Source organism: Pseudomonas sp. KCJK9111 (assembly GCF_046231935.1).
In the GTDB taxonomy this organism is placed as follows: domain Bacteria; phylum Pseudomonadota; class Gammaproteobacteria; order Pseudomonadales; family Pseudomonadaceae; genus Aquipseudomonas; species Aquipseudomonas parafulva_B.
In genome coordinates, this window is sequence record NZ_JBJJMO010000091.1 from 1 (window position 1) to 12,729 (window position 12,729).

Below are 12,729 nucleotides of genomic sequence, written 5' to 3' on the forward strand. Positions count from 1 at the left end.
TAAGCCATCTCTGATTGGACATGGCTGATGATCCGCTCCTTAGTCAGGGTAATAACCCCATCAAACCAAGCCAGCGCGCTCTGGCCATGCGTCACGCAGGCCCTTTCATCAGCAAACCGCCACCGCACAAAATTATTGTTGGCCCATAGGTAGCCGAAGCTAGGGATGAGGCTGATCAATACCGAAGTAGCCCCAAGGTATGCGATATCGTTACCAGCACTACGGCTTCGGCGAGCACCGGACATGGCCAGCCAATTAGAAAACCTAGCCACCGCTACTGTGCAGTAATGTCGCTCAGGTCAGGTGCTTGGTGGTTCAATACCCAATGGTCGCCCAACCCATCAATTCCCACGAATCCAGTCGGATTTGGTTAAAATTTGTGCTATTCTCCGCGCCCGCGATTTCCCTGCACACCAGAGCCGGTCACTGATATGCAAGCAGCCAAACCACTTTACGATTATCCCAAGTACTGGGCCGAATGCTTCGGGCCAGCACCTTTCCTGCCGATGAGCAGGGAGGAGATGGATCTGCTCGGTTGGGATTCCTGCGACATCATCATCGTGACCGGCGATGCCTACGTCGACCATCCGTCGTTCGGCATGGCCATCATCGGCCGCTTGCTGGAAGCCCAGGGTTTTCGCGTGGGCATCATTGCCCAGCCGAACTGGCAGTCCAAAGACGACTTCATGAAGCTTGGCGAGCCCAACCTGTTCTTCGGTGTGGCCGCCGGCAACATGGACTCGATGATCAACCGCTACACCGCCGACAAGAAAATACGTTCCGACGACGCCTACACCCCGGGCGGCCTGGCGGGCAGCCGGCCTGACCGCGCCAGCCTGGTGTACAGCCAGCGTTGCAAGGAAGCCTACAAGCACGTGCCCATCGTGCTGGGCGGCATCGAGGCCTCGTTGCGCCGCATCGCGCACTACGACTACTGGCAGGACAAGGTGCGCCACTCGATCCTGATCGACGCCAGCGCCGACATCCTGCTGTTCGGCAACGCCGAGCGTGCCGTGGTCGAGGTGGCGCAACGGCTGTCCAACGGCGAGAAGATCGAGTCGATCACCGATGTGCGTGGCACGGCCTTCGTGCGGCGGGACACCCCGGAAGGCTGGTTCGAAATCGACTCTACCCGTATCGATCGTCCGGGGCGCGTCGACAAGATCATCAACCCGTACGTCAACACCCAGGACACCCAGGCTTGCGCCATCGAGCAAGCCAAGGGCGACCAGGAAGACCCGAACGAAGCCAAGGTGGTGCAGATCCTCGATAGCCCGCGCGTGACGCGCGAGAAGTCGGTGATTCGCCTGCCCTCGTTCGAAAAGGTGCGTAACGACCCAGTATTGTACGCGCACGCCAACCGTGTGCTGCACCTGGAGACCAACCCAGGCAACGCCCGCGCCCTGGTGCAGAAACATGGCGAAGTGGACGTGTGGTTCAACCCACCGCCCATTCCCATGAGCACCGAGGAAATGGACTACGTGTTCGGCATGCCCTATGCGCGCGTGCCGCACCCTGCCTATGGCAAGGAGCGCATCCCGGCCTACGAGATGATCCGCTTCTCGGTCAACATCATGCGCGGCTGCTTTGGCGGTTGTACGTTCTGCTCGATCACCGAGCACGAAGGGCGCATCATCCAGAACCGTTCGCACGAATCGATCCTCAACGAGATCGAGGAGATGCGCGACAAGGTGCCAGGCTTCACTGGCGTGGTGTCGGACCTCGGCGGCCCTACCGCCAACATGTACCGTATCGCCTGCAAGAGCCCGGAAATCGAGAAGCACTGCCGCAAGCCCTCGTGCGTGTTCCCCGGTATCTGCGAGAACCTGAACACCGACCACAGTTCGTTGATCGAGCTGTATCGCAAGGCCCGTGCGCTGCCAGGCGTGAAGAAAATCCTCATCGCCTCGGGCCTGCGCTACGACCTGGCGGTGGAATCGCCGGAGTACGTCAAGGAGCTGGTAACCCACCACGTGGGTGGCTACCTGAAGATTGCCCCGGAGCACACCGAGCGTGGCCCGCTGGACAAGATGATGAAGCCGGGCATTGGCAGCTATGACCGCTTCAAGCGCATGTTCGAGAAGTTCTCCAAGGAGGCGGGCAAGGAGCAGTACCTGATCCCGTACTTCATCGCGGCGCACCCCGGCACCACCGACGAAGACATGATGAACCTGGCCTTGTGGCTCAAGGGCAACGGTTTCCGTGCCGACCAGGTGCAGGCGTTCTACCCCTCGCCGATGGCGTCTGCCACAGCCATGTATCACTCGGGCAAGAACCCGCTGCGCAAGGTGACCTACAAGAGCGAGGGCGTGGATATCGTCAAGAGCGACGAGCAGCGTCGCTTGCACAAGGCGTTTCTGCGTTACCACGACCCCAAGGGCTGGCCGATGCTGCGCGAGGCGCTGCAGCGCATGGGGCGTGCCGACTTGATCGGGCCAGGCAAGCATCAGCTGATCCCATTGCACCAGCCGCAATCCGAAACCTACCAGAGCGCCCGACGCAAGAACTCGACGCCTGCCGGTAGCCATAAGTTGGGCAAGGACCAAAAGATCCTGACCCAGCACACCGGCCTGCCGCCGCGTGCCAGTGATGGCAGCAAGCCATGGGACAAGCGTGAGAAGGCCAAGGCGGAGGCGTTCGCCCGCAACCAGCAGGCGGCCAAGGAGCGCAAGGAGTCGGCCAAGGGTGGCAAAGGCGGGAAGAAGCCGCGCCAGCCAGTCATCCCACGCTAAAACCCGGGCCGCCTGGCGGCCCCTTCCTCAGCAACAAAGGGTTAGTCGATCACTGCACAACGGCATCACTCGGGGCGCGAGAACTCGCAGATCGCGCCTGTGGCAGCGTGGGCATAGGCAGCGAGCAGGCTGTTCAAGAAACTGGACATGGGCATTTGGTACTGCTCCTAAATGAGAGGTTGTCCCATCGTCTATTAAAAGGGCATGATGTGCCCTTAGATTGGTTGTATACAATCCATTGAACAATTCAACTGACTGGCCCATTGACATCCCCTTGACGCACGTCACCCAGGGGCTGGACGGTTTCAGGCAGTCTCGCTGTTGATAAAACCCTGCCAAGGAGATTCACGATGTTTGCGAAAGCTGTAGCGGTATCCCTGCTGACCCTCGCCAGCGCCTCTGTCTTCGCAGCCGAGTGTTCGGTAACTGTCGATTCGACTGACCAGATGTCCTTCAACACCAAGGAAATCACGGTCGACAAGAGCTGCAAGGAATTCACCGTCAAACTGACTCACTCCGGCAACCTGCCGAAGAACGTCATGGGCCATAACCTGGTCATCAGCAAGACGGCCGACATGCAGGGCATCGCCACCGAAGGCATGAGTCAGGGTCTGGAAAAGGACTACATCAAGGCCGACAACGCCGCCATCATCGCCCACACCAAGATGATCGGCGCGCCAGAGAAGGAAACTGAAGTGACGTTCGACACCGCGAAGCTCGAAGCCGGCGGTGACTACAGCTTCTTCTGCACCTTCCCAGGTCACATCGCGATGATGAAAGGCAAAGTCGTGGTCAAGTGATGTGACCACGCGGTAGAACACGAATTGGGGCCGCAACGCGGCCCCAATTGCGTATTCAAGGGGCGAACGGCAGTTCGCGCTTGTGCTGGGTCTTGCGGTAGTTGGCAACGATGACATCGAACGCGGTCTGATCGATTTCCTGGCCATGCAGGAATGCGTCGATTTGCTGGTAGGTGACCCCGTGGGCCGCTTCGTCTGGCTTGCCCGGGTCGAGGTCTTCGAGGTCGGCGGTAGGCACTTTCTCCACCAGTGACAGCGGCGCCCCTAAATGGCGCGCGATGGCGCGTACCTGATGCTTGACCAGGCCACTGAGCGGCGCCAGGTCGCAGGCGCCGTCGCCGAACTTGGTATAAAAGCCCATGACCGCCTCGGCTGCGTGGTCGGTCCCGATCACCAGGCCTGCGCGCGCGCCTGCGATGGTGTACTGGGCAACCATGCGCATCCTGGCCTTGATGTTACCCACCACGAAATCCACGAGCGTGGGCGAGCCGTTTTTCAACGCCTGCGTTTCGCCTGCCAGTGCCTTGACGGCCGGGGCAATGTCGATGGTATGCGTCTCGTCCGGCTTGATGACGTTCAGGCACGCCTGCGCATCATGTTCATCGTGCTGGACATGATAGGGCAGGCGCACGGCGATGAAGGTATAGCCCTTGTCACCGGTTTCATCACGCAACTCGTTGATGGCGCGCTGGGCGAGCAGGGCTGCGGTCAGCGAATCGACGCCGCCGCTGATGCCCAGTACCAGGGTCTTGAGCCTTGCATTGGCCAGGCAGTCCTTGATGAACGCTACCCGCCGGGTCACTTCGGCCTCAAGGGCGGCAGCGTCGGCGAACGGCGGTTGTACCTTGAGTGCCTGGGCAATCTCTTGCTGAACCGCTTGCATGGGGTTACTCCTTGCTGGGGACTTTGAAAACGTGACGTAGGTAGGTGACGAAGTTCTCGTCACGACACTGGGTCTTGGCCGCTTCGTCTGAAATCTTGGCCACCGGTGCGCCGTTGCAATCGGTCATCTTAAGCACGATGCTCATCGGCGTTACGCCCGGAATGTCGCAGGTCAGGTTGGTGCCGATACCGAAGCTTACGTTGATGCGACCGCGCAGGGCACGGAAGATTTCCAGCGCCCTGGGTAGGTTCAGCCCATCGGAGAACACCAGCGTCTTGGTCATCGGATCGATGCCCAGGTGCTGGTAGTGAGCAATGGCTTTCTCGGCCCAGAGCACAGGATCACCGGAGTCGTGGCGCAGCCCATCGAAGAGCTTGGCGAAGTACAGGTCGAAATCGCCCAGGAAAGCGTCCATGGTCACGCAGTCGGTCAAGGCGATGCCCAGCAACCCACGGTACTCACGCACCCAGCAATCGAGTGCGGCGATCTGGCTGTCGATCAACCGCGGGCCCAGCTGTTGATGGGCCATGATCCATTCATGAGCCATGGTGCCCAGCGGCTTGATGTCGAGTTTCCAGGCCAGGTCCACATTGCTGGTGCCGACGAAGCGGGCCGGGAAGTCATCGCGCAACACGCGCACCACGTCTTCCTGCACACGGCTGGAGAAACGCCGGCGGGTACCAAAGTCAGCGACCTGCATTTCGGCCAGTTCATCGGTGCTGGCGTTGGCGCGCAGCCAATCGAATTTACGGTAAAGCTGATCACGGGCATCGGCCAGGCGCATGTGCGGGTGCAGCGAACGGTTGCGCACCTCGCTGATGATGGCAAGCAGTGGCACCTCGAACAGGATCACATGTAGCCAGGGCCCTTTGAGGCGCAGCACCAGCTGACCGTCGTCGATACCCAGGTGCACGTAACGCAGGTTGAAGCGGAACAACCTCAGAAAGCGCAGGAAATCAGGCTTGAGAAAGCTGATGCGCTCCAGGAAGGCAAGTTGGCCGTTATCCAGCGTCAGTTCGGCAAGCTGCTCGAGTTGCTGGCGAATGTCGTGCAAGTAGGGGCGCAGGTCCTCGCCATTGCGGCAGCGAAATTCCCATTCGACATCGGCGTCAGGGTAGTTGTGGAGCACGCCCTGCATCATGGTGAGCTTGTAGAAATCGGTGTCGAGCAGGTTATGCACGATGCGCTCGGCGAATGCGCTCTCGCTCATCAGGGTGGCTCCAGAAACGGCAATAGGCGGTCATTGTGCCAGTCTTTGCCATGCCGATGTGATTGCGACGCCGGCGGTGAGGCAACGCAGCGCGAAACCCTTCGGAAGAATCTGAGTACGGTGTCGTACCGGCCAAACCGGACGGCGTTACGTCGCGTGCCGAGTGTAGTTACGGTGCGGGCTGTAGCAGTCACGCACCAGCGGTGTGCAGTTCGGTGACGTTAATTGTTACAGGTCGGTTGCCCATCGGCCGTGGGCCAGTTGCAATGCCCTGGCGGTACGGTTGCCCAGCGCCGCGATAATCGGTGTTACCTGAGTTGGGATAGACGGTTGCACGCTCAATAAAGAAACGGGCGGCCCCCGCCCGCCGCCCTCCGCACGGCGGTGTTTGGACATGATGCAAATCTAATGGCACGGCCCTTGCTCAGAGCACAGAGCTGGGCGTTGTAGTGCCAATCAAAAAAACTCTAGGAGCACCACCTCATGTCGCAGACGTTTTACAAGAAAGGTTTCCTGGCCCTGGCCGTCGCCACGGCCCTGGGTGTTTCTTCGTATGTACAGGCCGACGTCAAGATCGGTGTCGCAGGCCCGATGACCGGTGCCAACGCAGCGTTTGGCGAGCAATACATGAAAGGTGCGCAGGCAGCGGCCGACAAGATCAACGCAGCCGGGGGAGTCAATGGCGAGAAGATCGTGCTGGTCAAAGGCGATGACGCGTGCGAACCCAAGCAGGCCGTGTCTGTAGCGAACCGGCTGGTAGACCAGGACAAGGTCATTGGCGTGGTAGGGCATTTCTGCTCCTCCAATACCATTCCGGCATCCGAGGTGTACGACGAAGCAGGCGTCATTGCCATCACGCCAGGCTCGACCAACCCGCAGGTCACCGAGCGCGGGCTGTCGGCCATGTTCCGCATGTGCGGGCGTGACGACCAGCAGGGCGTCGTCGCCGGCAACTATATCGTCGATGTACTCAAGGGCCAGAAAGTAGCGGTGTTGCACGACAAGGACACCTACGGCCAGGGGCTGGCCGATGCGACCAAGGCACAGCTGGAAAAACGCGGCGTCAAGCCTGTGCTGTACGAGGGCCTGACCCGAGGCGAGAAAGACTTCAGCGCCATTGTGACCAAGATCCGCTCCACCGGCGCCGACGTGGTCTATTTCGGTGGCCTGCACCCTGAGGCCGGCCCCCTGGTACGCCAGCTGCGCGAGCAAGGGCTCAAGGACGTGAGGTTCATGTCCGATGACGGCATCGTCACCGACGAACTGGTGTCCACGGCAGGCGGGGCGCAGTACGTCGATGGCGTCTACATGACCTTCGGCGCCGATCCGCGTCAACTGCCCGACAGCAAGGCGGTGGTCGAGGAATTCCGTAAAGGCGGCACCGAGCCTGAAGGCTACACCCTTTACGCCTACGCCTCGTTGCAGGCACTGGCTGCAGCGTTCAACGGCGCCAAGTCCAACAAGGGCGAGGACGCGGCCAAGTGGTTGAAGGCCAACCCTGTGCAGACGGTGATGGGCGAGAAGAAGTGGGACAGCAAGGGTGACCTGACGGTGTCGGACTACGTGGTCTACCAGTGGGACAAGGACGGCAAGTACCACCAGCTGGAAAAACAACAATAACAACGGCTCCAGGGCCTTGGGGCGCGAGCCCCAGGGCCCGGCCCTGCGGTACCCGTCTTTATCCGAAGATCAGCACAGTGCTGCAGCGCCATGGCTGCCTGGTACCGGGCCCTGCGTGGGCAGCACTGGTGCGATCTCGATCAGGTGAGATTGCGTTATGGATGGTATTTTCCTGCAGCAACTGGTCAACGGCCTGACCCTCGGGTCGGTCTACGGCCTGATCGCCATCGGCTACACAATGGTCTATGGCATCATCGGCATGATCAACTTCGCGCACGGCGAGGTGTACATGATTTCCGCCTATCTGGCGGCGATCAGCCTGGCATTGCTGGCCTATTTCGGCGTCGAGTCCTTCCCCCTGCTGATGTTGGGCACCTTGTTGTTCACCATCGTGGTGACCGGGGTATATGGCTTCACCATCGAGCGTATCGCTTACAAACCCTTGCGCAACTCCACCCGCCTGGCGCCGCTCATCAGTGCCATCGGCATTTCCCTGATCCTGCAGAACTACGCGCAAATCAGCCAAGGTGCGCGGCAACAGGGGGTACCAACCCTGCTTGAAGGCGCCTGGCGCGTCGAGGTGGGCAGCGGCTTCGTGCAACTGACCTACACCAAGATCTTCATTCTGGTGGCGGCCTTCGTTGGCATGGGCCTGCTGACCTATGTGATCAAGTACACCAAGCTGGGGCGCATGTGCCGGGCCACTCAGCAGGACCGCAAGATGGCGTCGATCCTGGGTATCAACACCGACCGGGTGATTTCCTACGTGTTCGTCATCGGTGCCGTGATGGCGGCGCTGGCCGGCGTACTGATCACCATGAACTACGGCACCTTCGATTTCTATGCCGGTTTCATCATCGGCATCAAGGCCTTTACTGCCGCGGTGCTCGGCGGTATTGGCTCGCTGCCTGGCGCGATGCTTGGCGGCATCATCCTGGGCATCTCCGAATCGCTGTTCTCCGGGCTGATCAACTCGGACTACAAGGACGTCTTCAGCTTCTCGCTGCTGGTGCTGATCCTTATCTTCCGCCCCCAAGGCCTGCTGGGTCGCCCACTCGTGGCTAAGGTGTGACCATGTCCATTGCCAAATCCGTATCCGTTCCCCAAAAGACAGGCTTCGATCTCAAGCGCAGCGTAGTGGAAACCCTGGTGGCAGGGCTGCTGGCGCTCATCGTGTTCGGCCCGGTCGTCGGTGTGGTGCTCGACGGCTACAGCTTCAACGCCGAACCGCGGCGTGTGGCGTGGCTGGTCGGCGGTGTGATGCTTGGGCGCTTCCTGCTCAGCCTTTACCTGCAAACCGCTGCCGGCCGGCGCATGCTGCAAGGCTTCGACAATGGCGGCTCGGGCGTGCATGTGAACCCGCCCGACTACAAGTCGCGGCTGCGCTATATCATTCCTGCGCTCATCGTGATCGCCATCATCTTCCCGATCTTTGCCAACAAGTACTTGCTGACGGTGGTGATCCTTGGGCTGATTTACGTGCTGCTAGGTCTTGGCCTGAATATCGTGGTTGGCCTGGCCGGGCTGCTGGACCTGGGCTATGTCGCGTTCTATGCCATCGGTGCCTATGGCCTGGCGCTGGGCTACCAGTACCTGGGGCTTGGCTTCTGGAGCGTGCTGCCCTTGGCGGCCATTGCCGCAGCGCTGGCCGGGTGCATCCTGGGCTTTCCGGTGTTGCGCATGCACGGCGATTACCTGGCCATCGTTACCTTGGGCTTTGGCGAAATCATTCGCCTGGTGCTCAACAACTGGCTGTCGTTCACTGGCGGCCCCAACGGCATGCCGGCCCCGGCGCCGACGTTCCTCGGCCTGGAGTTCGGGCGGCGGGCCAAGGACGGGGGCGTGCCCATCCACGAGTTCATGGGTATCGATTACAACCCCAACCTCAAGTTCGTGTTCATCTACGCGGTACTGTTCCTGGTGGTGCTGGCCGTGCTGTACATCAAGCACCGGCTGACGCGCATGCCGGTAGGTCGCGCCTGGGAGGCCCTGCGCGAAGACGAGATTGCCTGCCGTTCCATGGGGCTCAACCATGTGCTGGTCAAGCTCTCGGCGTTCACCCTGGGCGCCTCGACGGCGGGGCTGGCGGGGGTGTTCTTCGCCACCTACCAAGGCTTCGTCAACCCGTCCTCGTTCACCTTCTTCGAGTCAGCGCTGATCCTGGCCATCGTGGTACTGGGCGGCATGGGTTCGACCGTCGGCGTGGTGATTGCCGCGTTCGTGCTCACCGTTGCGCCAGAACTGCTGCGCAGCTTCTCCGAGTACCGGGTGCTGCTGTTTGGCGTGCTAATGGTGCTGATGATGATCTGGCGACCGCGCGGGCTGATCCGCATCAGCCGGTCCGGTGTGACCCCGCGTAAAGGAGTGGCGCCATGAGCGACGACATCATTCTCTCGGTAGACCATCTGATGATGCAGTTCGGTGGCATCAAGGCGCTCAGCGATGTGAGCCTGAAAGTCAGGCGCAATCAAATCTTCGCCCTGATCGGCCCCAACGGCGCAGGCAAGACCACGGTGTTCAACTGCCTGACCGGCTTCTACAAGCCCAGTGGCGGGCGCATCGAGCTCAACGCGCGGGGTAGCCATACCAACGTCATCCAATTGCTGGGCGAACGCTTCCAGGCGGCGGACTTCGTCTCGCCATCACGGTTCGCCAGCCGGCTGTACTACAAGATGTTCGGCGGCACCCACTTGGTCAACCGGGCTGGTCTGGCCCGGACGTTTCAGAACATCCGGCTGTTCAAGGAAATGTCCGTCGTCGAGAACCTGCTGGTGGCCCAGCACATGTGGGTCAACCGCAACCTGTTGGCTGGCGTGCTCAACACCAAGGGGTATCGCAAGGCCGAGAGCGACGCGCTTGACCATGCGTTCTATTGGCTGGAGGTGGTGGACTTGGTCGACTGCGCCAACCGCCTGGCCGGCGAACTGTCCTACGGCCAGCAGCGACGCCTGGAAATCGCCCGTGCCATGTGCACCCGCCCGAAGGTGATCTGCCTGGACGAACCTGCCGCGGGCCTGAACCCCCAGGAAACCGAGGCGTTGAGCCGCATGGTGCGGGTCCTGCGCGACGAGCATGACATCACCGTGGTGCTGATCGAGCATGACATGGGCATGGTCATGAGCATTTCCGACCATATCGTCGTACTGGACCACGGCAACGTGATCGCCGAGGGCGCGCCCCAGGATATCCGCAACAACCCGACAGTGATCGCTGCCTATCTGGGTGCCGATGAAGAGGAGCTGATATGACTGCACCCATTCTGGAATTGAAGGACCTGGATGTATTCTACGGCCCCATCCAGGCCCTGAAGCAGGTGTCCATGCACATCGACGAAGGTGAGACGGTCAGCCTGATCGGTGCCAACGGGGCGGGTAAGTCCACCTTGTTGATGTCCATTTTCGGGCAACCTCGCGCCGCTTCCGGTCAGATCCTCTACCGGGGCACCGACATCACCCGCAAGTCCTCGCACTACATCGCCGCCAATGGCATCGCTCAGTCGCCGGAAGGGCGGCGGGTGTTCCCGGACATGAGTGTCGAAGAAAACCTGATGATGGGCACCATCCCCATCGGCGACAAGCATGCTGACGAGGACATGCAGCGGATGTATGCATTGTTTCCACGCCTCAAGGAGCGACGCAACCAGCGCGCCATGACCATGTCGGGGGGTGAGCAGCAGATGCTGGCCATCGCTCGCGCCTTGATGAGCCGGCCTCGACTGCTGCTTCTGGATGAGCCTTCGCTCGGGCTGGCGCCCATCGTCGTCAAGCAGATTTTCGCCACCCTGCGCGAGCTGGCCAAGACGGGCATGACCATCTTCCTGGTCGAGCAGAACGCCAACCATGCGTTGAAGCTGTCCGACCGGGCTTACGTGATGGTTAACGGGCAGATACGCATGACGGGTACGGGCCAGGAGTTGTTGGTCAATGAAGAGGTGCGCAGTGCTTATCTGGGCGGGCACTGAGCCCTGATGGTCGTCCAGCCTTGAGCCAATCGGGGCTGGTCAGCGCTCGAAAGCATCTTCCTGCACGTCTCAACAGGCCAGTCCTCATGTGGACAACTGCCATGACCTCGGGCTTATGCACAGGCGCGAGGCGACAGGGCATCCTCGGTTACCCACAACGTGATTTAGTCCACCATTCGTGTGGAGCTGCCTGTGGAAAACATGGTGGCACCTTTCTGCAAGCCAATGAATCAGAGGCTTCCATAGATTTGATCATTTTTTGACCATGGTCGTACTGGGTGATGCTATGCCTATCTGACTAGTACTTTTTAAGTGCGATGTCCTAAGGTCAGATGTCTGTGGATAAAATTGTGGAAAAGCATTGGACAGACGTCTGGAAGCAGCGTGGGGCGAAGGATCTGGCCCTAGTGAAAAAGTCAGACGAGACCGTGGTTCGCTGAAAGGGTTCCGCTGGGTGCGGCAGTTGCCCCCAATTGGCGGGGAAAGGCTTGTGGATAAGGTGCGCATAGGTGGCTGCAGCCCAGTGCATACGCGGCCTTCAGCGGTGTGGTCAAAAAACGATCAGCGCGTATGGCGACTTGCCCGGCGCATCGAGCACGGGCATGCTTCGGGTTAACCCAGGATCTCTTACGTGAGGAACACTGCATGACTTCGACCGTCTTCATCACAGGCGCCACGTCCGGCTTTGGCGAGGCCACTGCCCGCCGGTTTGCCGAGGCGGGCTGGAAGCTGGTGCTCACTGGGCGCCGCAAGGACCGTCTGGATGCCTTGTGTGCCGAATTGTCAGCGCAAACCGAGGTCCATGGCCTGGTGCTGGATGTGCGTGATCGCCAGGCGATGGAACAGGCCATCGCCAACTTGCCAGCGGGTTTCGACACGCTTCGCGGGCTGGTCAACAACGCCGGGTTGGCGCTGGGGGTGGACGCGGCACAGAATTGCAGCCTCGACGACTGGGAAACCATGGTCGATACCAACATCAAGGGGCTGATCTACACCACGCGCTTGCTGCTGCCGCGCTTGATTGCCCACGGGCGGGGGGCGTCCATCCTGAACGTGGGGTCGGTGGCGGGTAATTATCCCTATCCGGGCAGTAACGTATATGGCGGTACCAAGGCGTTTGTCGGCCAGTTCTCGTTGAGCTTGCGCTGCGACTTGCGCGGCACTAGCGTGCGGGTGAGCAACATCGAGCCTGGCTTGTGCGAGAGCGAGTTCTCGTTGGTACGTTTTGGCGGTGACCAGGCCAAGTACGATGCTACCTACGCGGGTGCCGAGCCGATTCAGCCACAGGACATTGCCGAGACCATCTTCTGGATCCTCAACCAGCCGGCGCATATCAACATCAACAGCCTGGAACTGATGCCGGTAAGCCAGGACTGGGCTGGGTTCTCCATTGATCGCTCGGCGAAGGGGTGATTTGGGGTCTTTGTCGGTGGGAATGATCTCGTCAACTGGCGAGTTCCCCGCGCAACCCTGCCGTAATCGGGCGTGCTGTACGCGAACCTGAAAGGCCGTTGCCGTTGCCG

Annotated in this window: 10 protein-coding genes; 8 read left to right on the plus strand and 2 right to left on the minus strand. The window is 60.5% G+C overall.

The features are described 5' to 3' along the window. Positions 1-431 precede the first annotated feature (431 nt). Together ACK59L_RS20275 and azu are read left to right on the plus strand one after the other, a co-directional pair. Positions 432-2,732, plus strand: coding sequence for a YgiQ family radical SAM protein (locus tag ACK59L_RS20275; protein WP_409275643.1), 2,301 nt, complete (start codon positions 432-434; stop codon positions 2,730-2,732). Between the two features lie 350 nt (positions 2,733-3,082). After that, positions 3,083-3,532 carry an azurin gene (gene azu, locus ACK59L_RS20280; RefSeq protein ID WP_058637996.1) on the plus strand — a complete coding sequence of 150 codons (450 nt, stop codon included), beginning with the start codon at positions 3,083-3,085 and terminating at the stop codon, positions 3,530-3,532. Positions 3,533-3,587: 55 nt separating this feature from the next. Here the strand turns inward: azu and nadE are convergent, their stop codons facing one another. Further along, positions 3,588-4,415, minus strand: a complete 828-nt coding sequence (gene nadE, locus ACK59L_RS20285) for an ammonia-dependent NAD(+) synthetase (protein ID WP_196136584.1) — start codon at positions 4,413-4,415, stop codon at positions 3,588-3,590. A gap of 4 nt (positions 4,416-4,419) precedes the next feature. Next, entirely contained in the window at positions 4,420-5,625 is a 1,206-nt protein-coding gene (gene pncB / locus ACK59L_RS20290) for a nicotinate phosphoribosyltransferase (RefSeq protein WP_196136583.1), read from the minus strand. Positions 5,626-6,108: 483 nt separating this feature from the next. Between pncB and ACK59L_RS20295 the strand changes: the two genes are divergently transcribed. From ACK59L_RS20295 to ACK59L_RS20320, 6 genes are all read left to right on the plus strand, one after another. Continuing rightward, the gene (locus ACK59L_RS20295; protein ID WP_023532927.1) at positions 6,109-7,245 is read left to right on the plus strand and encodes a branched-chain amino acid ABC transporter substrate-binding protein; all 1,137 of its coding nucleotides are present in this window, start codon (positions 6,109-6,111) and stop codon (positions 7,243-7,245) included. 157 nt (positions 7,246-7,402) lie between these two features. After that, positions 7,403-8,317, plus strand: coding sequence for an ABC transporter permease subunit (locus ACK59L_RS20300; RefSeq protein WP_023533025.1), 915 nt, complete (start codon positions 7,403-7,405; stop codon positions 8,315-8,317). A gap of 2 nt (positions 8,318-8,319) precedes the next feature. After that, positions 8,320-9,621, plus strand: a complete 1,302-nt coding sequence (gene livM, locus ACK59L_RS20305; RefSeq protein WP_078477915.1) for a high-affinity branched-chain amino acid ABC transporter permease LivM — start codon at positions 8,320-8,322, stop codon at positions 9,619-9,621. Beyond that, positions 9,618-10,493: an ABC transporter ATP-binding protein gene (locus tag ACK59L_RS20310; protein WP_023532980.1), complete on the plus strand. Its 876-nt coding sequence runs from the start codon at positions 9,618-9,620 to the stop codon at positions 10,491-10,493. Before livM ends, ACK59L_RS20310 begins: the two co-directional genes overlap by 4 nt. Beyond that, positions 10,490-11,206, plus strand: a complete 717-nt coding sequence (locus ACK59L_RS20315) for an ABC transporter ATP-binding protein (RefSeq protein ID WP_058638001.1) — start codon at positions 10,490-10,492, stop codon at positions 11,204-11,206. Before ACK59L_RS20310 ends, ACK59L_RS20315 begins: the two co-directional genes overlap by 4 nt. A gap of 645 nt (positions 11,207-11,851) precedes the next feature. Next, positions 11,852-12,619: an SDR family oxidoreductase gene (locus tag ACK59L_RS20320; protein WP_409275648.1), complete on the plus strand. Its 768-nt coding sequence runs from the start codon at positions 11,852-11,854 to the stop codon at positions 12,617-12,619. Positions 12,620-12,729 lie beyond the last annotated feature (110 nt).

Excerpts from the sequence above, each read along its gene's own strand:
- pncB (WP_196136583.1), bottom strand. The coding sequence starts at position 5,625 with ATGAGCGAGAGCGCATTCGCCGAGCGCATCGTGCATAACCTGCTCGAC.
- livM (WP_078477915.1), top strand. The coding sequence starts at position 8,320 with ATGTCCATTGCCAAATCCGTATCCGTTCCCCAAAAGACAGGCTTCGAT.
- ACK59L_RS20315 (WP_058638001.1), top strand. The coding sequence starts at position 10,490 with ATGACTGCACCCATTCTGGAATTGAAGGACCTGGATGTATTCTACGGC.
- ACK59L_RS20310 (WP_023532980.1), top strand. The coding sequence starts at position 9,618 with ATGAGCGACGACATCATTCTCTCGGTAGACCATCTGATGATGCAGTTC.
- ACK59L_RS20300 (WP_023533025.1), top strand. The coding sequence starts at position 7,403 with ATGGATGGTATTTTCCTGCAGCAACTGGTCAACGGCCTGACCCTCGGG.
- azu (WP_058637996.1), top strand. The coding sequence starts at position 3,083 with ATGTTTGCGAAAGCTGTAGCGGTATCCCTGCTGACCCTCGCCAGCGCC.
- nadE (WP_196136584.1), bottom strand. The coding sequence starts at position 4,415 with ATGCAAGCGGTTCAGCAAGAGATTGCCCAGGCACTCAAGGTACAACCG.
- ACK59L_RS20295 (WP_023532927.1), top strand. The coding sequence starts at position 6,109 with ATGTCGCAGACGTTTTACAAGAAAGGTTTCCTGGCCCTGGCCGTCGCC.
- ACK59L_RS20275 (WP_409275643.1), top strand. The coding sequence starts at position 432 with ATGCAAGCAGCCAAACCACTTTACGATTATCCCAAGTACTGGGCCGAA.
- ACK59L_RS20320 (WP_409275648.1), top strand. The coding sequence starts at position 11,852 with ATGACTTCGACCGTCTTCATCACAGGCGCCACGTCCGGCTTTGGCGAG.